General features: G+C 70.2%; 19 protein-coding genes. 6 read left to right on the top strand and 13 right to left on the bottom strand.

Translation table 11 applies throughout. From position 1 onward, the window contains the following. Window positions 1-3: 3 nt before the first annotated feature. Both ACU6XJ_RS14350 and ACU6XJ_RS14345 read right to left on the bottom strand, forming a co-directional pair. Window positions 4-666: a hypothetical protein gene (locus ACU6XJ_RS14350; RefSeq protein WP_476310967.1), complete on the bottom strand. Its 663-nt coding sequence runs from the start codon at window positions 664-666 to the stop codon at window positions 4-6. Window positions 667-1,048: 382 nt separating this feature from the next. Then, entirely contained in the window at window positions 1,049-2,449 is a 1,401-nt protein-coding gene (locus ACU6XJ_RS14345) for an NAD(P)H-quinone dehydrogenase (RefSeq protein ID WP_476310964.1), read from the bottom strand. Between the two features lie 197 nt (window positions 2,450-2,646). Here ACU6XJ_RS14345 and ACU6XJ_RS14340 point away from each other — a divergent pair, with 197 nt between their 5' ends. Further along, window positions 2,647-3,099 carry a gamma-glutamylcyclotransferase family protein gene (locus tag ACU6XJ_RS14340; protein ID WP_476310961.1) on the top strand — a complete coding sequence of 151 codons (453 nt, stop codon included), beginning with the start codon at window positions 2,647-2,649 and terminating at the stop codon, window positions 3,097-3,099. A 364-nt stretch (window positions 3,100-3,463) separates the two neighbouring features. Here ACU6XJ_RS14340 and ACU6XJ_RS14335 read toward each other — a convergent pair whose 3' ends face one another. From ACU6XJ_RS14335 to ACU6XJ_RS14320, 4 genes are all read right to left on the bottom strand, one after another. Beyond that, window positions 3,464-4,354, bottom strand: coding sequence for a DUF559 domain-containing protein (locus ACU6XJ_RS14335; RefSeq protein WP_476310958.1), 891 nt, complete (start codon window positions 4,352-4,354; stop codon window positions 3,464-3,466). Between the two features lie 291 nt (window positions 4,355-4,645). Then, window positions 4,646-5,890: a M20 family metallopeptidase gene (locus ACU6XJ_RS14330; protein ID WP_476314014.1), complete on the bottom strand. Its 1,245-nt coding sequence runs from the start codon at window positions 5,888-5,890 to the stop codon at window positions 4,646-4,648. 107 nt (window positions 5,891-5,997) lie between these two features. After that, complete coding sequence (locus ACU6XJ_RS14325; RefSeq protein ID WP_476310955.1) at window positions 5,998-7,215, bottom strand: M20 family metallopeptidase; 1,218 nt, start codon at window positions 7,213-7,215, stop codon at window positions 5,998-6,000. A 167-nt stretch (window positions 7,216-7,382) separates the two neighbouring features. Beyond that, a complete protein-coding gene (locus tag ACU6XJ_RS14320) occupies window positions 7,383-7,652 on the bottom strand; it encodes a hypothetical protein (protein WP_476310952.1) in 270 nt (89 codons plus the stop codon). Window positions 7,653-7,840: 188 nt separating this feature from the next. Between ACU6XJ_RS14320 and ACU6XJ_RS14315 the strand changes: the two genes are divergently transcribed. The 3 genes from ACU6XJ_RS14315 to ACU6XJ_RS14305 all read left to right on the top strand — a co-directional run bounded on the left by ACU6XJ_RS14315 (window position 7,841) and on the right by ACU6XJ_RS14305 (window position 13,019). Continuing rightward, complete coding sequence (locus ACU6XJ_RS14315) at window positions 7,841-10,507, top strand: serine/threonine-protein kinase (RefSeq protein ID WP_476310949.1); 2,667 nt, start codon at window positions 7,841-7,843, stop codon at window positions 10,505-10,507. A 92-nt stretch (window positions 10,508-10,599) separates the two neighbouring features. Then, on the top strand, window positions 10,600-11,397 hold the full coding sequence (locus ACU6XJ_RS14310; RefSeq protein WP_476314012.1) for a purine-nucleoside phosphorylase: 798 nt from the start codon (window positions 10,600-10,602) through the stop codon (window positions 11,395-11,397). A gap of 2 nt (window positions 11,398-11,399) precedes the next feature. Next, complete coding sequence (locus tag ACU6XJ_RS14305) at window positions 11,400-13,019, top strand: phospho-sugar mutase (RefSeq protein ID WP_476310946.1); 1,620 nt, start codon at window positions 11,400-11,402, stop codon at window positions 13,017-13,019. Window positions 13,020-13,049: 30 nt separating this feature from the next. Here ACU6XJ_RS14305 and ACU6XJ_RS14300 read toward each other — a convergent pair whose 3' ends face one another. The 5 genes from ACU6XJ_RS14300 to ACU6XJ_RS14280 all read right to left on the bottom strand — a co-directional run bounded on the left by ACU6XJ_RS14300 (window position 13,050) and on the right by ACU6XJ_RS14280 (window position 17,977). After that, window positions 13,050-13,997: an aldo/keto reductase gene (locus ACU6XJ_RS14300; RefSeq protein WP_476310943.1), complete on the bottom strand. Its 948-nt coding sequence runs from the start codon at window positions 13,995-13,997 to the stop codon at window positions 13,050-13,052. Between the two features lie 94 nt (window positions 13,998-14,091). Further along, window positions 14,092-15,066: an aldo/keto reductase gene (locus ACU6XJ_RS14295; RefSeq protein ID WP_476310940.1), complete on the bottom strand. Its 975-nt coding sequence runs from the start codon at window positions 15,064-15,066 to the stop codon at window positions 14,092-14,094. After that, a complete protein-coding gene (locus ACU6XJ_RS14290; RefSeq protein ID WP_476310937.1) occupies window positions 15,063-15,458 on the bottom strand; it encodes a MerR family transcriptional regulator in 396 nt (131 codons plus the stop codon). Before ACU6XJ_RS14290 ends, ACU6XJ_RS14295 begins: the two co-directional genes overlap by 4 nt. Window positions 15,459-15,500: 42 nt before the next feature. Beyond that, entirely contained in the window at window positions 15,501-16,679 is a 1,179-nt protein-coding gene (locus ACU6XJ_RS14285; RefSeq protein WP_476310935.1) for a serine hydrolase domain-containing protein, read from the bottom strand. Between the two features lie 53 nt (window positions 16,680-16,732). Beyond that, window positions 16,733-17,977, bottom strand: a complete 1,245-nt coding sequence (locus ACU6XJ_RS14280) for a serine hydrolase domain-containing protein (protein WP_476310932.1) — start codon at window positions 17,975-17,977, stop codon at window positions 16,733-16,735. Between the two features lie 415 nt (window positions 17,978-18,392). Here ACU6XJ_RS14280 and ACU6XJ_RS14275 point away from each other — a divergent pair, with 415 nt between their 5' ends. Next, the gene (locus ACU6XJ_RS14275; protein ID WP_476310929.1) at window positions 18,393-19,076 is read left to right on the top strand and encodes a response regulator transcription factor; all 684 of its coding nucleotides are present in this window, start codon (window positions 18,393-18,395) and stop codon (window positions 19,074-19,076) included. After that, window positions 19,073-20,434, top strand: coding sequence for a sensor histidine kinase (locus tag ACU6XJ_RS14270; protein ID WP_476310927.1), 1,362 nt, complete (start codon window positions 19,073-19,075; stop codon window positions 20,432-20,434). The genes ACU6XJ_RS14275 and ACU6XJ_RS14270 overlap by 4 nt, the downstream gene beginning before the upstream one ends. Window positions 20,435-20,497: 63 nt before the next feature. Here ACU6XJ_RS14270 and ACU6XJ_RS14265 read toward each other — a convergent pair whose 3' ends face one another. Then, a complete protein-coding gene (locus tag ACU6XJ_RS14265) occupies window positions 20,498-21,454 on the bottom strand; it encodes a threonine ammonia-lyase (protein WP_476310924.1) in 957 nt (318 codons plus the stop codon). Next, complete coding sequence (locus ACU6XJ_RS14260) at window positions 21,454-21,840, bottom strand: type II toxin-antitoxin system death-on-curing family toxin (protein WP_476310921.1); 387 nt, start codon at window positions 21,838-21,840, stop codon at window positions 21,454-21,456. The genes ACU6XJ_RS14265 and ACU6XJ_RS14260 overlap by 1 nt, the downstream gene beginning before the upstream one ends. Window positions 21,841-21,847 lie beyond the last annotated feature (7 nt).

Raw genomic sequence — 21,847 nt, 5'->3', positions numbered from 1 at the left:
CGTTCAGGCCTGGGCGGTGCCGCCGACACCGGTCTCGACGCCACCCTTGGGCTTGATCGCGACCTGACGCTTCTTCAGGTCCTCCGGCTTGAGGTTGCCCTTGCCGGGGGCAGGCGACTTGCCCTCGAGGTAGAAGAAACCGTTCACGGTCTTGCCGTTGCAGGTGACCGAGATCGGGTAGGTGCCCGGCTTGAGGCCCTGCTTCAGCTCGACGTCGGTGCCGTAGGCGTTCGGGTTCTCATCGCTCTGGAGCCAGGGCAGCTCACCCTGACCGGCGATGATGTCGCCCTGCACGTCACCAAGGTCTCCGCCGACGCAGTACGCGCCGACAACTGCGTACTCGTCGCCTTCGATGGTGACGACCGCACCCTCGACCGCGGCCTCCTCATCACCAGGGGCGGGCTCGCCCGGCTTGCTGGTGGAGGTCGGCGAGGAGGTCGGCTCGCTCGGCTTGCTGGTGCTCGTCGGAGCCGAGCTGGTGCTCGAGGGCGGGGTGGTCGGGGCCGTGGTGGTGGGCTCCGGGCTGCTGGTCGGGGCGGTGGTGGTGACCTCCGGCGTGGTGGTGGGAGCTGTGGTCTCCTCCGCCAGCGCGGGCAGCACGGTCATCGCGGTCAGCGCGGCGCTTGCCAGCACCGCACCGAAGGAAATCCCCAAAGACTTCTTCACTGGTAACCCCAGTTTCTTCGTTCAGGCACCGGCGGAACACCGGCGCTCCTAAGCTATATCTCTTCGACAAGACGCGAAGTATGGCTATAGGTTGCCTGAAAATCACGATGACCGGAAATCAGTTGAGGGTGATGATTCGCACCACGAAAGGGTGTAACACCCAGCCGGTCCGCAGCGATATTTGATGCCATCTTCGCTGGCCAGCGGCTCAAAGCCGCCGCTATCCCATAGTCGCGCATCGGCGGCCCAAAAGCAACTAGGCCGAAGGATGCAATTGCCTTGGCGCTATCGAGACCAAACTGGAATAAGCGCAATATGCATGCTTACCGAGCGCTGTCCAACTTGGACTGGGAGTAAGAATACGTTACTTCGCAATAGCCGGCTAATCCAGGTCGTCGTGTCGCATGAGCTGGCGGGCGGCCTCGGTGATCGAGCCGGACAGCGACGGGTAGACCGAGAACGTGTAGGCGATGTGCTCCACGGTCAGCTGGTTCTGCACGGCCACCGCGATGGGCAGGATGAGCTCGCTGGCGCTGGGGGCGACCACCACACCGCCGATCACCACGCCGGTTGCCGGGCGGCAGAACAGCTTTACGAAGCCGCGCCGCAGGCCCTCCATCTTGGACCTGGCGTTGGTGGCCAGCGGCAGCATCACGGTGCGGGCGGGTACTTCGCCGGAGTCGATGGCCTGCTGGCTGATGCCGACGTTGGCGATCTCCGGGTGGGTGAACACGTTGGCGGCCACGGTCTTGAGCTTGATCGGGTTGACGCCCTCGCCGAGCGCGTGCCACATCGCGATCCGGCCCTGCATGGCCGCGACCGAGGCCAGCATCAGGACACCGGTGCAGTCGCCCGCCGCGTAGATGCCTGCCGTCTTGGTGCGCGAGACGCGGTCCACCGGGATGAACCCACCGGGGCCGGGCTCGATGCCGACCTTCTCCAGGCCGATGTCCTGGGTGTTGGGCACCGACCCGACCGTGAGCAGCGCGTGACTGGCCTCGATGGTCCTGCCGTCGGCCAGCGCGATCAGCACACCGTCGGCGGTGCGCTCGACCTTCTCCGCCCTGGCGTGCTTGACCACCGTGGTGCCGCGGTCGGCGTAGACCTCCTCCAGCACGGCGGCCGCGTCGGCGTCCTCGTGCGGCAGGATGCGGTCGCGGCTGGACACGACGGTGACCTTCACGCCCATCTCGGTGTAGGCGGAGGCGAACTCGGCACCGGTGACACCGGAGCCGATCACCGCGAGGTGCTCGGGCAGCCGAGGGAGGTCGTAGATCTGCCGCCAGGTCAGGATGCGCTCGCCGTCGGGCTGGGCGCCGGGAAGGATGCGCGGAGTCGCGCCGGTGGCGATCAGCACCACGTCCGCGGGCAGCACCTCGGTCTTGCCGTCGGTGGTCTCCACCGCCACGTTGTGCAGCGCCACGCCGAGGTCGTCGGTGCAGAATGCGGCCGTCCCGGCGATCAGCCGCACGCCCTCGCGCTGCAACCGGGCACGCACGTCGGCGGACTGCGCCAGCGCCAGCCCCTTGACCCTGCCGTGCACCACCGGCACGTCCATCCCGCCGTCGGCCTGGGCCTTGATGCCCAGCTCACCGGCGCTGCGAAAGGCGGCGCGAGCACCCGAGGAGGCGATGAAGGTCTTGGACGGCACGCAGTCGTACAGCACGCAGGCGCCGCCGAGGCCCTCCCGCTCGATGACGGTGACGTCCGCCCCGTGCTGGGCCGCCACCAGAGCGGCCTCATATCCGGCTGGTCCGCCGCCCATGATCACAATGCGGGTCACGCGTGTCCTCCTCCGACACTGCTTCGGGTCGTCGGGCGGTGGTGGGTGAAACGGCAGTCTGTGGTGCGCCGACGCCTGTCGCTCCTACCGTACGTGGTGACGGATGCGACCGGATCGGGTGGCTGCCCGCCGTGGGTTGGGCCGCAGATGGCGCGTGCGCCCCATCGAGTGAGCCGTCGGTCGCTAGGCTGTCGGTCGTGCCGCTCTACGCCGCCTACGGCTCCAACATGGATCCAGCGCAGATGAAGGAGCGAGCCCCCTGTTCCCCGATGGCGGGAACCGGCTGGCTCGTCAACTGGCGGTTGACCTTCGGCGGCGAGGACCTCGGCTGGGAGGGCGCCCTCACCACCATCGTCGAGGAACCCGGCCGCCAGGTCTTCGTCGTCCTCTACGACGTCAGCCCACTCGACGAGGCCCGCCTCGACCGCTGGGAAGGCGCCGAGCTGGGCCTGTACAAAAAGATCCGCCTCCGGGTGCAAACCCTCGAAGGCTCCGTACTGGCCTGGCTCTACGTCCTGGACGCCTATGAGGGCGGCCTCCCCAGCGCCAGATACGTCGGCGTGGTCGCCGACGCCGCCGAAGCCGCGGGCGCCCCCGCCGACTACGTCAACGACCTCCGCACCCGCCCCTGCCGCCGCATCGGCCCCTAACCTCCCCAACCCCACACCATGCGCCCCCAGGGCAACACCATGACGCCCTAGGTCGACAACACGCCGCCCTGGGGGAACACAGCGAGAAACCTCCCGCCCCTTGCAGTTCGGTCTGGCGAACCTGGGGGGCTCCCCCCCCCGCCCCTCCCCTCCCCCCTCCCCCTTTTTCGTGGTTCCCGGTGCTGGAATTGCGCGTGGTTGGAATTGGGCGTGCTGAGTGAGGCGGTCGTATGAGACACCGCCGTATGAGACACCGTGCGTTGGTTGGGTGTCGGTGGGACTGGCTGGGTTGCTGCCGGCACACGCTGGGCTGATCAGGCCGGGGCGTGTGCCGGGCTTGGGTGCGGTCGGTTGGGTTGGTTGGTCAGGCGGCTATGCCTCGAGATGTGAGGGCGGTGCGGATTTCGGCGATCATGCGGGCTGGGTGGCGGAAGTCGGTGGCGGTGAAGTGGAGGACTTGCCAGCCTCGGCGGGATAGGTCGTCGTCTCGGGCCTTGTCTTGGTCGAGGCGGTCGCAGTGGGTGGCGTAGCCGTCGTATTCGATGGCTAGTCGGGCGTGTTCCCAGGCGGCGTCCAGGCGGTAGATCTCCTTGTCGTCGTGGGTGTGGATGCGGAATTGCTGGGTGGGTAGGGGTAGGCCTGCGTCGGCGATGATCAGGCGGAGCCAGCTTTCGCGTGGGGATTCGGCTTGGCCCGTGGCCAGGTCGAGCAGGGTGGCGGCCTGTCTGGTGTCGCGGGGGTCGTGGCGGGCCGACAGGCGGGTGTTGATGGCGGTGCGGAGTTCGTCGCGGCGGGATTCGGGGAGCAGGCTCAGGGCTTGGTCGGCGGCGATGAAGGCGTCTCTGCGGCAGGCGGTGGACATGAATTCGCACAGGGTGAGGTCCAGGGCCAGGACGGGCAGGCCTGCCAGGTCGGTGATGTCGTCGTCGGTGAAGGGCAGGCGGGTGGTGCGCAGGCCTGGTCTGCTGCGGGTCCAGGGTGGGCTGCGCAGGGCGATCTCGACCACCAGGTCGGTGATCGCGTCGCAGCCGTAGAGGGTGAGGGCGCTGGTGCCGCAGAGTGCCGCGTCGGGGCTCACGGTGAGCAGGGCCGCGGCGAAGCGGGTGCGTGGGTCCAACGCGGCGTCGGCCGGTATCACCACGCCTCGCCATGGCTGGACCAGGTGGCCTGCGCGGAGTGCTGCGCGCAGGGCGTGTTCGCCCATGTCGGTGGCGGCTTGTCGCCGGGTCTTGGCGGGATGGGAGATCGCTGTCATGTGGTCCACGATGCCGGGGGTCGGCGGGGTGTGGGGGCGCCGTTGGTGAATCTGTGGATCGGCGGGGCGCCTGTGGACAACACGCCCAAAAACTGCGTCGTGGGAAATGATGGCGGGGCGAGTTGTGGTAATGCGGAACCGCAGACGAGCCACGCCGCACAGCGCCTTCAGCGACCGCGGCGTCGTCGGCATGGGGAGTCGCGGCCGGATTCTCGACCGTGCTCGGCACGTCGGGCCGCGGCCCGCGTGGATTCCACGAGCTCCCCAGGGCGGTGTGCCCTGGGGAGGACGTCAGCTCGCCAGTGAGGCCAGGGCGGCGTGGACCATGACGCGGATGCCCACCGGGAGGGCGCGCTCGTCCAGTTCGAAGGTGGGCTGGTGGAGGTCGCGCTTGGGGCCTTGACCAGGCCACACGCCCAAGCGGCCGAAGGCGCCGGGGACGTGTTCGAGGTACCAGCCGAAGTCCTCGCCGCCGGAGGACTGCTCGGTGCCCGCCAGTGCGTCCTCGCCGAGGGCGGCGACGACGCCGCTGCGCAGCAGCCAGGTGCTGTCACGCTCGTTGACCACCGGCGGCACGCCGCGCTGGTGGTGCAGGTCGAAACCGACGCCGGTGGGGGCGAGCAGGGCGGTGACCAGATCCTTGATCAGCGGTTCCAGCTCGGCCCAGGTGTCGCGGTCGCCGGTGCGCAGGGTGCCGCGCAGCACGCCGTCCTGCGGGATGGCGTTGGAGGCATCGCCCGCGTGCACCGCGCCCCACACCAGCACGGTGCCGGTTCGCGGGTCGACGCGGCGGGACAGCAGCAGCGGCAGACCTGTGATCACGGTGCCCAGGGCGTTGACCAGGTCGGCGGTCAGGTGCGGGCGGGAGGTGTGCCCGCCGGGCGAGGTCAGCCGGATCTCGATCATGTCGGCGGCGGAGGTGATCGCGCCGATCCTGGTGCCGACGCGGCCAACGGGCAGCCGCGGGTCGCAGTGCAGGCCGAAGATCCGCTCCACCCCGTCGAGACCGCCCGCGGCCAACACGTCCAGCGCGCCGCCGGGCATGGCCTCCTCGGCGGGCTGGAAGACCAGCCGGACGCGGCCGGGCAGGGTGTCGGCCACCGTGGCCAGCGCGAGGCCCGCGCCGAGCACCACCGTGGTGTGCGCGTCGTGGCCGCAGGCATGCGCCACACCGTCCACCTTGGACGCGAACGGGAGGCCGGAACGCTCCGGCAGCGGCAGCGCGTCGAGGTCACCGCGCAGCGCGACGCAGCGCTGGCCGGTGCCGATGTCGCAGAGCACGCCGGTGCCGCCGGGCAGCACCCTGGGGCGTAGGCCCGCCTCGGTGAGGGTCGAGACGATCAGCTCGGTGGTGGCGAACTCCTGGTGCGAAAGCTCCGGGTTCGCGTGGATGTGCCGTCGCCAGGAGACCACGTCGGACAGATGGCCTGCCAGCCACGCGTCCAGCCACGACGGTCCGAGCCCAGCGCCCATATCCTCCACAGTGGACATGGTGAAGGCGGTCCCGGCAACCGGGGCCCGGTCGAGCGGGCTGATCGCGACCCCCTCGGGCGGGGCGATGAGCCTGCCAAGCCGGTCGGACCGGCCGCCGGGGAAGGGATCGTCGGGATCGGCCTGCGTATCGTGGCGTGAGTCGAGCACAGTCACGCCGCACCTCCTGCCGCGGCTGACACGGCGGTTCGACGGGCGGCAGCCGCCAACAACCTGGCTCGCTGGGCGTCGTCGACGGCAGCCGCAATCGCCGTCAACGCCATTGCCAGCGCACCATCGAGTACCGCTCTGTCGGCCGACGCCGTGGCGCAGGCCGCTGCGAACTCCGGTTGGTGGTTCACCGCGTCTCCGCAGTCAATTGCAATGGTCGGATGGATCGCCGGCAGGGCCCGTGTCACATTGCCCATGTCGGTACTGCCTGCAATCCAACCCTGTTCCTCTTGAGTGCTGATCGGATTACGCCCTAGTCCGGTCACCACCTGGCGATATGTGTCCGCCAGCCAGGGATCCGGGCTCAGCTCCGTGTATATCGGCGACACCTCGACGACCTCGTGGGCACAGCCGGTCGCGATGGCACCGGCTTCGAAGCATCCCCTGATCTTCCGCTCCAGGCTCTCCAGCGATTCGAGGTTCGCGGCCCGGAGGTAGAAAGCCCCCCTTGTATCGGCGGGCACGATGTTGGGCGCGGCCCCGCCGTGGGTAACGATACCGTGAACCATTTGGTTGTGTTCGAGGTGCTGTCGGGCCAGACCTATCGCTACCTGCGCAATTGTCAGCGCGTCTGCCGCATTGACGCCTCGTTCCGGGGCGGCGGCGGCATGCGAGGCCTTGCCCGTGTAACGCACCTCTAGATCAGTGATAGCCAGGGATGTCGGTGCGCATACCTCGGTGGGCGCGGGATGCACCATCAGTGCCATCGCCACGTCGTCGAAGATGCCGCGTTCCAACATGAGCACCTTGCCGCCACCGCTTTCCTCCGCGGGCGTGCCGATCAGCTTGACGCGCACCCCCACAGCATCGGCCACCTCCCGCAAGGCGAGCGCAGCACCGGCCGCGGCGGCCGCAATCACGTTGTGGCCGCAGGCGTGTCCCACTTCGGGCAACGCGTCGTACTCGGCGCAGAGGCCGATGGTGAGCTCACCACTGCCGTAGGTCGCAGTGAACGCAGTGTCCAAGCCCGCAACGCCCCGGTCAACCGAGAAACCCTCACGCTCTGCGAACGAAGCCACCTTTTCGGCGCTTCGATACTCCATAAAGGCGAGTTCCGGCTCGGCGTGGATGCTTCTGGACAGGGCCGTCAGTGACTCAGCGTGCCGCTCCAGCACCGAGCGGCACACTTCGTTTGGTCGATTGCCAACGCTGACGTCCATATGTCATTACATCCTGCCCCATAGCTTCCTTGCCAGTGCACGGAGATCGACAGTGAACTGGATGTCCGGTCGTGAGCGTCGCCGAACGGCTGATCAGGTATCACCCGGGCAGTAGTCGGCCGACCGATGAACTCACCTCGGGTGCGGGCGGGCAACCCAGCCGAGGGTCAGCCCTTCTTCCGGAGCCGCCTGCCGAGGTAGACCAAGCCGAGCAGTACGGCGGCGATCACGGCGATGGTGGTCTTGCGGCCGCTGTCGGGATCGGGCTGATCCAGCGGCAGCTTGGGACCGGCCGCGAGGATCTCCGGGGCGGCGCAGCCGTCGCACTGGACCACAGCCGCGGGGGCGACGGGCTGGGCGTGGGCCGATGGCACGAGCCCGAGCAGCGGCAATAACCCGAAGAGGGCTATCACGGCCACCACAGCGACTCGCGTCATGCGCACCATCCGCTTTCTCCTCGCCAACGCCTCCGATTGACACACTCCGGAGGACAACCATCGACAGTCGGTAGCGACTCTCCTGGTTAAGTGTGCCCCGTTACACCCAACGAGGTCACCCCCTCGTGGTGATCTAGCTAGAGGAAGGAGACTTCGTTCACATAACCCCGCGGGTGGACAATGTGCCGGTGTCCTCTACGCGTTCGCAGCGTCCGGATGAGCAGCCGATGACCGCGGCCGATCCGTCGGAGCAACCCGCGGTCGAGTCGGAACCTGCCGCGGAACACCCGGCCGAACCGGGACAGACGGCGCGGACCTCGGACAACGCCGTCACCGACGAGCCTGCCGACGACGCGGCCGAGCAGCAGGCGGAGCCATCCGAGTCGGACGCGGCGTCCATCGCGGAGCGGGAGACCGCTCGACAGGGCGAGCCGGAACCGCGGGGCGAGGCGAAGCAGACCGAGGAGGTCGGACCGGACACGGCCACAGCGGAATCGGACGCGCCGACGGCAGCTGACGAGTCCGACCAGGCCGCCCCACCGGCACAGGCGGCGGACTCGGATGCCGAGCCGCGGACCGGCACACCCGACGAGGGGCAGGCGCAATCCGACGAGCCACGGGCCGCCGTGGTCGACAAGCCCGCCGCACCAGAGAAGACGGAACAGGCGGCGGAACCCGACGACGACTCGCAGGCAGACACACCAGACCAGCCCAGCCGGCGAGAGCAGGCGGAGCCGGATGAGCCGCACACCACCACATTCGACAGGCCGGTCCCGGCCGAGCACGCGGAGCCCGACGAGCCGCGAACTGCCAGGTTCGACAAGCCGCAGCAGGCGAACCCCGACGGTGAGCCGCGGACCAAGAAGTTCGCCAAGCCGGTGCCCCCGGAAAACACCGAGGAGCCGGAGACCGCGGAACTCGGCAAGCCCGGTGACAAGCAGACACCGGAGGCCGCCTCCCCGGAATCGGACGACGGGCCGCGGACTACGAAGTTCGACAAGCCGGTGCCTGCCGAGTCGGAGCCGCTGACCAGGAAGTTCGCCAAGCCGGTCGGGCCGCATACGGCGGCGGAACAGAACAGCGAGCCATCCGGACCGCCGCGGGTCATCGCCGGGCGGTACCGGCTGGACCGCGTGCTGGGCCGCGGCTCCATGGGCACCGTGTGGGCGGGCTACGACGAGATGCTGGGGCGTTCGGTCGCGGTCAAGGAGGTGCTGCTGCCGCCCGGCCTGCCCAGGCAGGAGGCCGACATCATCCGCGAGCGCACGATGCGCGAGGCGCGGTCCATCGCGGTTCTCTCCCACCCCAACGTGATCACCCTGTTCGACGTGGCCCGCCAGGGCGGCGACCCGTTCGTGGTCATGGAACTCATGCCCGCCCGCAGCCTGGCCAACGTGCTGCGCGAGCAGGGCACGCTGACCGTGGCGCAGGCCGCGACCATCGGGCACGCGGTGGCCTCGGCGCTGCAGGCGGCGCACCGGGCGGGCATCACGCACCGGGACGTCAAGCCGGGGAACGTGTTGGTCGCACCGGACGGGCGGATCAAGCTCACCGACTTCGGCATCGCCCGCAACGTCTCCGAGCTCACGCTGACCGGCACCGGGCTGATGGTCGGATCGCCCGCGTTCATCGCGCCGGAGGTCGCCTCCGGGCGCGGGGTCACGCCCGCGGCGGATGCCTGGGGCCTTGGCGCCACGCTGTTCGCCGCGGTGGAGGGCAGGCCGCCCTATGACGCCGACGGCGATCCGCTGGAGACCGTGAGCCAGGTGGTGCGCGGTCCCGTGCCGACTCCCGGCGGGGCCGGTCCGCTGGGGCCGATCATCGCCGGGCTGATGGTCAAGGACCCGGCCCGGCGGATGCCGCTGGACGAGGCGCGGCGGCGGCTGCGACCGCTGGTTCCGGACGCGAGCAGCAAGATCTTCGCGCCGGTCGCCGACAACAGCCCCACCCTGCGCGGCATGATCCGCAAGCCGGTCACGGCCGGGGACGCGCTGCTCACCCACGGCCGGGAGCCGAAGCCGCCCGCCGCGGCGGACTCCACGCCGCTGGCCGCCGACCCTGGGCCGCTGCCGTTCACGACGGGACCCCGGGCACAGTCCCGGCCGAGCGCGCCCCCGATGCCGCCGCCGCTGCCGCCTCCTCCGGTGCGCAAACGGCGGTCGCCGCTGGTCAACACCATCCTCATCGTGTTGGCGGTGCTGGCCTTCATCGCCGCGTCCTTCGCCGGGTTCGCGATGACCAGGATGATCGTCGGTATGCCGTTGCTGCCCACGGTGGACGCCTCCGCGCCCGGCTCGGGGCCCGACGCGCCCGCGCCGATGGAGTCGCGCAGCGACGTGGCCACGATCGCGCCGGACGCACCGGGCGGCCGGTACACGGTGAACGTGCCCGCCAACTGGGAGACCTTCCGCGAGCAGCGGCCGGAGTCGCCCGTGGGCGCGAGCACGCTGATGCAGTACGTCTCCCCCGAGGGCAGCAGGCTGCTCACCGTCGAGCGGTTCGCCGACTTCTACCCGCAGTACCGGCTGGCGGCCTACCTCAAGGTGCTCCCCCAGCTGGCCGCCCAGACGGGCGGGTTCTTCGCCGAGAAGCCGGTGGCGCTGCCGAACCTGCCCCGCCAGGGTCCGGAGGAGCCGCAGGAGATCACCTACCGCACCGTGGTCACGCAGGTGCCCAAGTCGGCGGGCGAGGTGCACAGCGCCGAGGCTCAGGCGCCGCGCACCACCTATGCCTGGTTGATCCCGCACAACCAGGACCTGTGGGTGATGCGGGTGACGGTGCCGAGCGATCAGGAGAAGGCGGGCCGCACCCAGCTGTTCAACCCGATGGCCGACAGCCTGATCCTCTCCGACTGATCCGGTGCGGATACCGCACCCGAGCGCCTAGGCTTTCCGTCGTGACCGTGAACGACACCCCCGCCCCGGCGTTGCTCGATCCGGCGGGCCGGGTGCCCGCCGATCCCGCCGCCACCGCGAGCGCGGCCGCCGCATCGCTGGCCGAACGGACCGGCGCCGCCCACCACGAGTTGGCCGTGGTGCTCGGCTCCGGCTGGCTGCCCGCCGCGGACGCGCTGGGCGAGCCGCTGGCCGAGGTGCCGATGGCCGAACTGCGCGGCTTCGCTCCGCCCACCGCCGCGGGCCACGGCGGGACCGTCCGGTCGCTGCGCATCGGCGGCAAGGCGGTGCTGGTGATGCTGGGCCGCACCCACGGATATGAGGGCCACGGCGTGGCGCAGGTGGCGCACGGGGTCCGCACCGCGACGGCCGCGGGCTGCCACACCGTGCTGCTGACCAACGCCGCGGGCGGCCTGCGCGAGGGCATGCAGATCGGGCAGCCGGTGCTGATCAGCGACCACCTCAACCTGACCGCCAAGTCGCCGCTGGTGGGCGCGCGGTTCGTGGACCTCACCGACCTGTACTCCCCGCGGCTGCGCGGTCTGGCCCGGCAACTCGACCCGACGTTGGAGGAAGGCGTCTACGCGGGCCTGCCGGGGCCGCACTTCGAGACGCCCGCGGAGATCCGCATGCTGCGCACGATGGGCGCGGACCTGGTGGGCATGTCCACCGTGCTGGAGGCCATCGCGGCCCGCGCGGCGGGGGCCGAGGTGTTCGGGCTGTCCATGGTCACCAACCTGGCCGCGGGCATGACCGGTGAGCCGCTCAACCACGAGGAGGTGCTCGCCGCGGGCGCCGCCAGCGCCGCCGCGCTCGGCGAGTTGCTGCGTGGGCTGATCGAGAAGTCCTGAGCATGCTCGACCCGACGCTCCGCGACGCCGCGCTGCGCTGGATCGCCGACGACCCCGACCGGGACACGGCAGCCGAACTGCAAGGCGTGCTGGCCTCGGCGCTGGCGGGCGAGGTCGACGCGGCGGCGGAGTTGGGCCTGCGGATGGCGGGGCCGCTGCGCTTCGGCACCGCGGGCCTGCGGGGTCCGCTGCGGGCGGGTCCGAACGGCATGAACACCGCGGTGGTGGTCCGCACGACCGCGGGTCTCGCGGATTGGCTTGTCGCACAGGGCCTTGGCGGCGGGACGGTGGTGGTGGGCCGGGACGCCCGACACGGGTCGGAGCGGTTCGCCGCCGCGGCCGCCGAGGTGCTCGCCGGGGCCGGTTTCCGGGTGCTGATGCTGCCCCGGCCGCTGCCGACACCGGTGCTGGCCTTCGCGGTGCGGGACCGCAACGCGGTGGCGGGAGTGCAGATCACCGCCTCCCACAACCCGCCGTCGGACAACGGCTACAAGCTCTACCTCGGTGACGGCACCCAGATCGTGCCGCCCGCTGACACCGCGATCGAACAGGCGATCACCAAGGTTCCCTCTGCTGCGGACGTGCCGCGGTCGGCGCGGTACGAGACGGCCGACGAGCAGGTCGTGCGGCGGTACCGGGAGCGGGTGTTGCGGCTGGCCAGGAATCCCATGCGGGACCTGAGGATCGCGTTGACGCCGCTGCACGGGGTCGGCGGCGCGCTCGCGGTGGACCTGCTGCGTGAAGCCGGGTACACGGTGGCTGTCGTGGACAGCCAGTTCGAACCCGACCCCGACTTCCCGACCGTGAGCTTCCCCAACCCCGAGGAGCCGGGCGCCGCCGACGAGTTGCTGGCGCTCGCGGCGAGCATCGGCGCCGATCTCGCGATCGCGCTGGACCCGGATGCCGACCGGTGTGCCGTCGGGGTGCCGGACGGCACGGGCTGGCGGTTGCTGCGAGGCGATGAGACCGGTGTGCTGCTCGGCGACCACCTGCTGTCCACTATGGAGTATCAAGACCCGTTGGTGGCCACCACGATCGTCTCCTCGGCGATGCTGTCTGCGGTGGCCGCCGCCCACGGTGCCCGCTATGCGGAGACGCTGACCGGGTTCAAGTGGCTGGCCCGCGCGGGCGACGGGCTGGTCTACGCCTACGAGGAGGCCATCGGGCACTGCGTCGACCCGGACACCGTGCGCGACAAGGACGGACTGTCCGCGGCGATGGTGGCCTGCGACCTCGCCGCGACCCTGAAGGCTGAGGGCCGCGGCCTGCTGGACGCCTTGGACGAGCTGATGGTCCGCCACGGCGTGCACCTCACCGACCAGGTGTCCCGCCGCTTCGACACCGCCGAGCAGGCCCGGCAGGCGATGGCCGCACTGCGCGCCGACCCGCCGTCGGCACTCGGCGGCACCGCCGTGACCGTCGAGGACCTGCTGCCGCGCGACAACACCCTGCGCCTGACCGGCGAGGGAATCCGGGTGCTGATCCGCCCGTCGGGCACCGAGCCCAAGCTCAAGTGCTACCTGGAGGCAGTGCAGCCCGTCGACGACTTGGCGGGCGCCAAGACCGCGGCTCGCGGGCGGATCAAACACCTGCGAGCCGCGGTCGGGGAACTGCTCTCGTGAATGCGCAGTTACGGCCGGCAACTGCGATGGTCAGGACTGGCCTGCCCAGGCGGCCATGACCGCGGCCGGATAGCGGCCGCCCGCCGCACCCTCGGTGGGGACGGTGGCGGCGATGGTGGCCAGTTCCTCCGCCGACAGCTCGAGGGTGGCCGCGGCGGCGTTCTGCTCCAGGTAGGTGCGGCGCTTGGTGCCGGGGATCGGCACCACGTCCTGGCCCTGGTGCTGGACCCAGGCCAGTGCCAACTGACCCGGGGTGACGCCGCGCTCGGCAGCCAGGGCGTTCAACGCCGCCACGATGGCGAGGTTGCGGTCGAAGTTGTGCTCGTTGAACCGCTCCTGATCGCCGCGCCAGTCGTCTGCTTCGAGGTCCGCGCGGCTGGTAAAGCGCCCGGCGAGGAAGCCGCGGCCCAGCGGGGAGTAGGGCACGATGCCGATGCCCAGCTCGCGGCAGGTCGGCAGGATCTCCTCCTCGATGTCCCGCGACCACAGCGACCACTCGGTTTGCAGCGCGGTGATCGGGTGCACGGCGTGGGCCCGGCGGATGATGGCCGCGGGCGCCTCGGACAGCCCGAGGTGGCGGACCTTGCCCGCTGCGACCAGTTCGGCCATCGCGCTGACGGTCTCCTCGATGGGCACCGTGAAGTCGACCCGGTGCTGGTAGTACAGGTCGATGTGGTCGATGCCCAGCCTGCTCAGCGACCCGTCGCAGGCCTTGCGGATGTACTCGGCGTCGCCGCGGATGCCGCCTACCGCGGTGCCGTCCGGCGCGGCGGCGCCGTCCCGGATGACACCGAACTTGGTGGCCACCACGTAATCGTCGCGGCGCCCCTTGACCGCCCTGCCGACGAGCTGTTCATTGGTGTGCGGGCCGTAGATGTCGGCGGTGTCGAGAAAGGTGACGCCGAGTTCAGCGGCACGGTGGATCGTGGCGATCGACTCGCTTTCATCGGTGCTGCCGTAAAACTCGCTCATTCCCATACAACCCAGGCCCTGAGCGGAAACTTCCAGGTCAGCGAGCTTGCGTGTGGGCAGAGTCGTCCCGTTGGACAATTCCTTCTCCCTGCTTCGTGAATTACTTGTCGGAAAGGGCGAGCATCGAATCCGTATACCTCGAACCGGCAACGGGATTCGCGGAGAGCACGTTCTCGATCTCGGCGAGGGTGTCCCGCGAGAGCGTCAGGCGGGTGGCCGCCACGTTCTCCTCCAGGTAGCGGCGGCGTCGGGTGCCGGGGATCGGCACCACATCGGGGCCCTGCGCGGTCAGCCAGGCCAGCGCCAGCTGCCCCGCGGTCGCGTCGAGCCCGGCGGCGATGCGGCGCAGCTCATCGACGATGCGGAGGTTGCGCCGGAGGTTGTCCGCCTCGAACCGGGGCAGGCCGCGGCGCATATCGTCGGCGTCCAAAGCATCCGCGCTGGTCAGGCGACCGGTGAGGAAACCGCGGCCCAGCGGCGAGAACGGCACCAACGCGATGCCCAGCTCGCGGCAGGTGGGGACGATCTCGGCCTCGATGTCCCTGGTCCACAGCGACCACTCGCTCTGCAACGCGGCGATGGGGTGCACCGCCGCCGCGCGGCGCAGCGTGGCCGGACCCACCTCGGACAGCCCGAGCCTGCGCACCTTGCCCGCGGCCACCAGGTCGGCCATGGCGCCCACGGTGTCCTCGACGGGCACCCGGCGGTCCAGCCGGTGCAGGTAGTACAGGTCGATGTGGTCCACGCCGAGCCTGCGCAGCGAGGCGTCGCAGGCCTGCCGCACGTAGTCGGGATCGCCGCGGATCTCGATCTCGCCGCCGCCGAGCGGGGCGGCGGCGAACCCGAACTTGGTGGCCAGCACGACCCCGTCGCGGCGGTCCCGGATCGCCCTGCCGACCAGTTCCTCGTTGTGGCCGCCGCCGTACTGGTCGGCCGTGTCGAGCAGCGTCACGCCCAGCTCCAGCGCCCGGTGGATGGTCGCCACCGACTCCGCCTCGTCCCGGTTGGAGCCGTAGGCCTGGCTCATGCCCATGCAGCCAAGGCCCTGCGGCACCACCCCCAGTGCCGTGGTCATACCGCCGTCTCCAGCTCGGCCTCGGCGTAGGTGTCGCGTTCGATCTGCTCGTAATTGGTGATCTTGTAGTTCAACACGTCCAGGCACTCCTGGAGTTCGGCGATCCTGGACAGCACATCGGTGCGCTGGTCGATCAGGATCTGCTTGCGGTGGGTCGCGGTGGCCGGGCCACCGCGACGGGAGTCGGCGTAGTCCTGCATCGACTTGATCGGCATGCCGGTCTTGCGCAGGCAGGTCAGGAAGTGCAGCCAGGCCAAATCGTCGTCGGAGTAGCGGCGACGGCCGCCCGCGTCCCGCACCGGGGGGTCGACCAGGCCGATGCGCTCGTAGTAGCGGAGCGTGTCGATGGGGAGTCCGCTGCGCTCCGCCGCTTCTGCAATCGAGTAGCTCACGGAGTCGACGGTAGGACCTGGAGTGCACTCCAGGTCAAGGAACTACTCGAACTCGAGGCTTTCCAGCACGCCCGGCGGGGCCGTCGGGCAGATCGCGGCCTTGAGCAGAGCGGTGCGCAGGGCGTCCGCGGTGTAGGCGCGGCCGTGGGTGATGGAAATCTGCACCCGCCTGCTGCCCTCGAGGGTGCTGAGCAGCAGCGAGGAGTACCCGGCCACCGCGCCGGTGTGGCCCGCGAGCCTGCCGCCGCATTCCGCGGGCAGGTCCAGCCCGCGCAGGCCGAGGCCGTAGTAGGCGTCGGGGGCACCGGTGGGCAGGAACGTCCGCATCTCGGCGAGCGCGGCCGGGCTGAGCAGCCTGCCGCCGAACAGCGCGGTGACGAGGCGGTCGGTGTCGGCGGTGGTGGAGATGATCTCGCCCGCGGCCTGCGCCCAGGACGGGTTCTGCTCGGCGACGTCCACGATCCGGTACTGGCCCTCGTGGGTGTAGCTGAAGTAGCCGTGCGCGTGCGGGCCGGGGATCGTGATCGAGGCGCCCGGCAGCGTGGTCTCCCGCAGGCCGAGCGGCTCCAGGATGCGGGTGCGGACCTCCTCCGCCCACGGCCGCCCGGTCACCGTGCGCACCAGCAGGCCCGCGACCAGGAAGTTGGTGTTGGAGTACTCGTGCTTGGCGCCCGGCGTGAAGCGCAGCGGCCTGGCGGCGGCCATCCGCACGAGGTCTTCCGGCTGGTAGGTGTCGAAGCGGTGGTCGATGTAGGCCTGGCCCTCCAGCGGGATCAGCTCACCGCCGCCCGTGTAGCCGGTGTAGTTGTACAGCCCGGAGGTGTGCTGGAGCAGCATCCGCACGGTGATCCGCTTGTCCAGCCCGAACTGCGGCAGGTACCGCTCGACGGGTGAGTCCAGGACGACCCTGCCCTCGTCGACAAGCTGGAGTACGACGGTGGCGGTGAAGGTCTTGGTGATGCTGCCGACCCGGTACCTGCCGTCGGGAGGCACCGGCCGCTGGGTGTCCAGCACGGCCGTGCCGTCCTGGCCGAGCCATTCGCCCGCGGCGTCGTTGATCCGGATCTGGACGCCCGCCGCGCCCTCGGTGATCAGCTTCTTCATGGCCTGTCGGACCGCGTCCCGGTCGGCGACCTGTTCCGCCGCCTGAGCGGGTGCCATGAGCGCAGTCGCGAGCGCGGCGCCGATGAGGACCGCCGCTGTCCACCGCCGGTAGGCCATGGTGCGGACAGTACTCGGCGGGGTGTGTGCACACACCCCGCCGAGCGTGCGAATCAGAAGCGGTCGAGTAGCGGGTTCGGCAGTCGGTCCGTGGTGCGCGCGGCCGGGTCGGCCTTGCCGCAGGCCGCGATCTGCGCGACGTTCATCACGGCCGTGTACAGCTTCTGAGCCTCTGCCGGGTCAGAGGTGTCGACGTCGCCCGTCGTCACCGAAGCCTCGAAACGCTTGGCGCGGTCGGGGGTGCTGAACATGAACGAGACGTAGCCGTGCACACCACCGGTGTGGCCGAGCAAGGGCTCACCGCAGCCGAAGTCCAGCGACTGCAAACCGAGGCCGTAACCGGCTTCGGGGTGCAGCTTCCGCATCTCGGCCAGCTGCGCAGGCTTGAGCAGCCTGCCGGACAGCAGCGCGGAGTTGAACCGGTCGAGGTCCTTGGTGGTGGAGATGATCTCGCCCGCGGCGCCCGCCCAGGTCGGGTTGACCCTGGCGATATCGGTGATCTTGCGCTTTCCCTCGTCCTGGTAGACGAAGTACCCGTGGGCGTACGGGTTGGGGATGCCCACGCGGGTGCCGGGCAGCGTGGTCTCGTCCAGGCCGAGCGGCCTGATGATGCGGCGCTCGACCTGCTTGGCGTACGGCGTGCCGGTGACCTTCTCGATCAGCAGGCCCGCGAGCACGTAGTTGGTGTTGGAGTAGGACCAGCTCGTGCCGGGTTCGAAGCGGGCGGGTTTGGACAGCGCCAGCTTGACCAGCTCGTCCGGCTGGTAGGTGTGGTAGCGGAGGGCGACGAACTCCTTGCCCTCCAGCGGGATGCCCGGCTCCAGGCTGCCGTCGGGCGCGACCTCGCCGGTGTGGTTGAACAGGCCGCTGGTGTGCTGGAGCAACATCCGCACGGTGATCCGCTTGTCCAGCCCGAACCGCGGCAGGTAGGCGTCCACGGGCTCGTCCAGCTCGACCTTGCCTTCGGCGACCAGCTGGAGGATCACGGTGGAGACGAACGTCTTGGTGATGCTGCCCGCGCGGAAGTGGCCGTTGGTGGGCACCTTCTCGTCGGTGTCCAGTTCCTTGGTGCCCGAACTGCCCTTCCAATCGCCCTGCTGGTCGTGCAGGCGGACCTGCACACCCGCCGCGCCCGCGCCGACCAGTTCTGCCATGGCCTGCCGGAGTGCGGCGCGGTCCTGCTCGGCGACCTCGGCGGGTGCCGCCTGCGGCGCGGCGATCGCGGCGGTGCCGACGGCGCCGGTGAGCAGCGCGGCGGCCAACACCGCGGCACTCACCCGTCGAATGGTTGATCTCACGGATTCTCCTCCCCAGAGCTCCTGCCCGTGACCGGGCGAGATCCATCCTTGCCACGCGCCTGCGAGGCCGCATCGGTCTCGGGTACTAGGGGTTATTCCTCTTCGGACCCCGAGGGCGTTCGGGCTAAGGCCGCTGCGCGGACCCGTTCGGGAGCCTTCGCAATCATGCGCCCAACGCCCCGGTGCCCGTTGATCATATTGACGAGAATTTGACGCCAATTCAGACAGATCCGACCACAGCGCTCCATTCCGTTGAGATTCCTAAGAAATGCATAAGTACTCCGCAAATCACCTTGCCGAAGCGCACTGACAAAATTTCCGCTGTTCACAGCGCCATCGTGTCCGTGTTCACTGTTGCCGGCGCAGCGCATAGACTCGTCGACAGGCAATCACGATGCGATTAAGCAGGTGGAAATTGCGGATACTCATAGTCGACGACGAACCGGCGGTCCGTGAATCCATCAGCCGCTGTCTGCGATTCGAGGGTTACGACACCAGCGTGGCCAACAATGGCGCGACGGCATTGCTCCGGCTGGCGGAGAGCCGACACGACGCCGTGGTGCTCGACGTGATGATGCCGGTGCTGGACGGCCTGCAGACCACCAAACAGCTGCGCAGCAACGGCGACACCACACCCGTGCTGCTGCTGACCGCGCGCCGCGGGGTCAGCGACCGGGTCGCGGGCCTCGACGCGGGCGCCGACGACTACCTGGTCAAACCGTTCGCGCTGGCCGAACTGCTGGCGAGGCTGCGGGCCATGCTGCGGCGCTGCACCACGACGCCCCCCGAGCGGCTGTCCTTCGGCAACCTCGTGCTGGACCAGCAGCGAAGGCAGGTGTGCCGCTCGGGCACCCCGATCGACCTCACGCGCACCGAGTTCAACCTGCTGGAGCTGTTCCTGCGCCATCCCGGCCGGGTGCTGGACCGCGCGACGCTGTTCACCGAGGTCTGGGGGTATGACTTCGGCGCCAAGTCCAACAGCTTGGACGTCTACATCGGCTACCTGCGCCGCAAGCTGGAGGCGGGCGGCGCGCCCCGGGTGCTGCACACCGTGCGCGGCGTCGGCTACGTGCTGCGCGATGAGGACCGGCGCGGGTGAGGCGCCCGACCCTGCGCAGACGGCTGACCCTGCTGGCCACCGCGACGGTGGCGGTGGTGGTGGTCGGGGTGTCGGTCGCGGCCTGGCTGCTGCTGCGAGCGCAGCTGATCAACCAGATCGACCACGACCTCGACCGGCTGGCGGCAGGGCCCCTGCGGGAGGCCGACCCGTCCACCTTCGGCCTGCCCGCACACCCCGACCCGCGCGAGGACAAGCTGCGCACCCAGGCGGTCTGGCCGCACGGCACGATCGCCAAACCGCCGTTCCAGCGCACCCCCATGCCGGTCACCGGCGAGGACCGCGACGTGCTCGCCGGACGCAGGCCGGAAGCTCGCTACGACGTCGAACTCGACGGCGTGCCGTACCGGGTGCTGACCGTGCCGTCCCGCCGCGGCGGCGTCTTCCAGTTCGGTGAGCCGCTGCTGGACGCCCGCCATGTGCTGGAGAACCTGGCGCTGATCCTCGGCACGCTCAACGTGGTCGGCGTCGGCGGCGCGGCGTTGTTCGCCGCCAGGACGACTCGCGCCGGGCTGCGGCCGGTGGAGCGGGTGGCCAAGGCGGCCGAACACGTGGCGAGCACCCAGGACCTGAGCGCGGCGGTGCCGATCGAGCCGCGGCAGCCCGACGAGGTGGTGCGGGTGGCCCGCAGCATGAACGAGATGCTGGCCGCGCTGGCCGCGGCCCGCAGTGCCCAGCAGCAGCTTGTCGACGATGCCAGCCACGAGCTGCGGACGCCGCTGACCAGCCTGCGCACCAACATCGAACTGCTGCTGCACAGCGAGCGCACACCGGGGCGGGAGCTGTCCGCCGAGGACCGGGACACGCTGTTGCAGGACGTGCAGGCCCAGACCGACGAGCTGGACCAGCTCATCGAGGAGATCGTGGACCTGGCCCGCGAGCCGGGCGGCGCCGAGGCCCGCCAGCCGCTGGACCTGGCGGAGGTGGCGGGGGCGGCGGTCGGCCGGGCCCGCACCCGCAGTCCCGGTGTCGGCTTCGAGCTGACCGCCGAGCCCGCTCCGGTGCTCGGCCAGCGGGCGGCGCTGGAGCGGGCGGTGCTCAACCTGCTGGACAACGCCGCGAAGTGGAGTCCGCCGGGACAGCCGGTGCGGGTCGCGGTGTTGCGGGCCGCGGACCGCGCGCTGGTGCGGGTCGAGGACCGAGGCCCCGGCATCGCGCACGCCGACGCCAAGCGCGTGTTCGAGCGCTTCTACCGCTCCGCCGAGGCCCGCTCCATGCCCGGCTCCGGGCTGGGGCTGTCCATCGTGCACAAGGTGGTCAGCGAACACGGCGGCACCGCGGGCGTGACCCCACGCCACGGCGGCGGAACTCGCGCGTGGCTGGCGATTCCCTCCGCCTAAGAGGCTCCGTCAATAGGGCATGCCCACTGCGCGGGGCCAGATTGGCCCCTATTGACGGGGCCTCTAAACGGTCATGCAGGCGGCGATGGCGTCCGGGCCGATGTTGCCGCCGGAGAGGACGGCGACCGTGAGGCCGTTGCGGGGCAGGGCGTCGGTGCACTCCAGGGCCGCGGCCACCGCGCAGGCACCCGCGGGCTCGGCGATCAGCCTGGCGTGCAAGGCGATGGCGCGCATGGCGCGGTAGATGGCTGTCTCCTCCACCGTGACGATGTCGTCAACGTAGGCCTGGATGTGGGCGAAGGTGAGGTCCGACGGCGCCGCGCGCAACGCGTCCGCCATCGTGCGGGCGCGCATTTCGGCGGGCCAGCGGATGAGCTTGCCCGCCTGGAAACTGGCCCTGGCGTCGGCGGCGAACCGCGGCTCCACACCGATGATCTTGGTGCGCGGGCGCAGGGCCTTCATCGCCGCGGCGATGCCCGAGATCAGCCCGCCGCCGCTGATCGGCACCAGCACCGCGGCCGCGGCGGGCAGGTCCTCGGCGATCTCCAGGCCGATGGTGCCCTGACCGGCGATGACGTCCGGGGAGTCGAACGGCGGGATGAGGGTGGCGCCCAGCTCGGCGGCCAGCTTCTGCGCCGCGGTCTCCCGCAGCGCCATGGGCACCAGCACCGGCTCCACGCCCAGCACGCGGATGGACTCGACCTTGAACGCGGGCGCGTCCTCGGGCATCACGATGCTGGCGGGCGCCTTGAAGAACTTCGCCGCGATGGCCACGGCCTTGGCGTGGTTGCCGCTGGAGTAGGCCACCACACCGCGGCGGCGGACCTCCTCGGGCAGCATGCTGATCGCGTTGTAGGCGCCGCGGATCTTGAACGCGCCGCCCAGTTGCAGGTTCTCGGGTTTGAGCACCAGCGGGTAGCCGGGCACGCCGAGCTCCGGGATCACGACCGGAGTGCGGATGGCGACCTTGCGTATGCGCTCGGCGGCGTCTCTGATCTCGGACAAGGTCACCAGCTGCACTACTCGCCCCCTTTGGGCACCGCCCAGCTCTGGATTTCCTCCGCGACGTCATTGAGGCCGGACTCGCCCCGACTGATCCGTCGGAGCAGGTCTAGCGCGTCAAGGTCGTCGGCGTCCACCCAGTAGTCGTTCAGATCGCAGAACACGACCATGGCCATCCAGCCCAGCCGCCAGTTGTGCTGCACCAGCGGCTTGGTCACCACGATCAGCTCGAGGACCGCCGCGGCCTGCAGCCACAGCGTCGGATAGGCGGGCACGCCGAGGACAACGGCCCGTGGGCGGTAGGCGGCGCAGTCGAGCAGACCGCCGTCCCTGATCACCAGATCGCCACCGGAGACTCCGGTGGCGATCGTGATCATGTCGCTCGCGTCGAGGTGATAGGTCACGCCGTCA

The organism is Actinorectispora metalli, assembly GCF_056323685.1.
The sequence above is the reverse complement of the archived record's forward strand: the minus strand, read 5'-3'. Positions and strand labels throughout refer to the sequence as shown.

What these genes read in the sequence shown, in the direction of transcription:
- ACU6XJ_RS14285 (WP_476310935.1), bottom strand. Translation starts at nt 16,679, where the DNA reads ATGGCCTACCGGCGGTGGACAGCGGCGGTCCTCATCGGCGCCGCGCTC.
- ACU6XJ_RS14300 (WP_476310943.1), bottom strand. Translation starts at nt 13,997, where the DNA reads ATGGGAATGAGCGAGTTTTACGGCAGCACCGATGAAAGCGAGTCGATC.
- ACU6XJ_RS14295 (WP_476310940.1), bottom strand. Translation starts at nt 15,066, where the DNA reads ATGACCACGGCACTGGGGGTGGTGCCGCAGGGCCTTGGCTGCATGGGC.
- ACU6XJ_RS14305 (WP_476310946.1), top strand. Translation starts at nt 11,400, where the DNA reads ATGCTCGACCCGACGCTCCGCGACGCCGCGCTGCGCTGGATCGCCGAC.
- ACU6XJ_RS14320 (WP_476310952.1), bottom strand. Translation starts at nt 7,652, where the DNA reads ATGACGCGAGTCGCTGTGGTGGCCGTGATAGCCCTCTTCGGGTTATTG.
- ACU6XJ_RS14335 (WP_476310958.1), bottom strand. Translation starts at nt 4,354, where the DNA reads ATGACAGCGATCTCCCATCCCGCCAAGACCCGGCGACAAGCCGCCACC.
- ACU6XJ_RS14325 (WP_476310955.1), bottom strand. Translation starts at nt 7,215, where the DNA reads ATGGACGTCAGCGTTGGCAATCGACCAAACGAAGTGTGCCGCTCGGTG.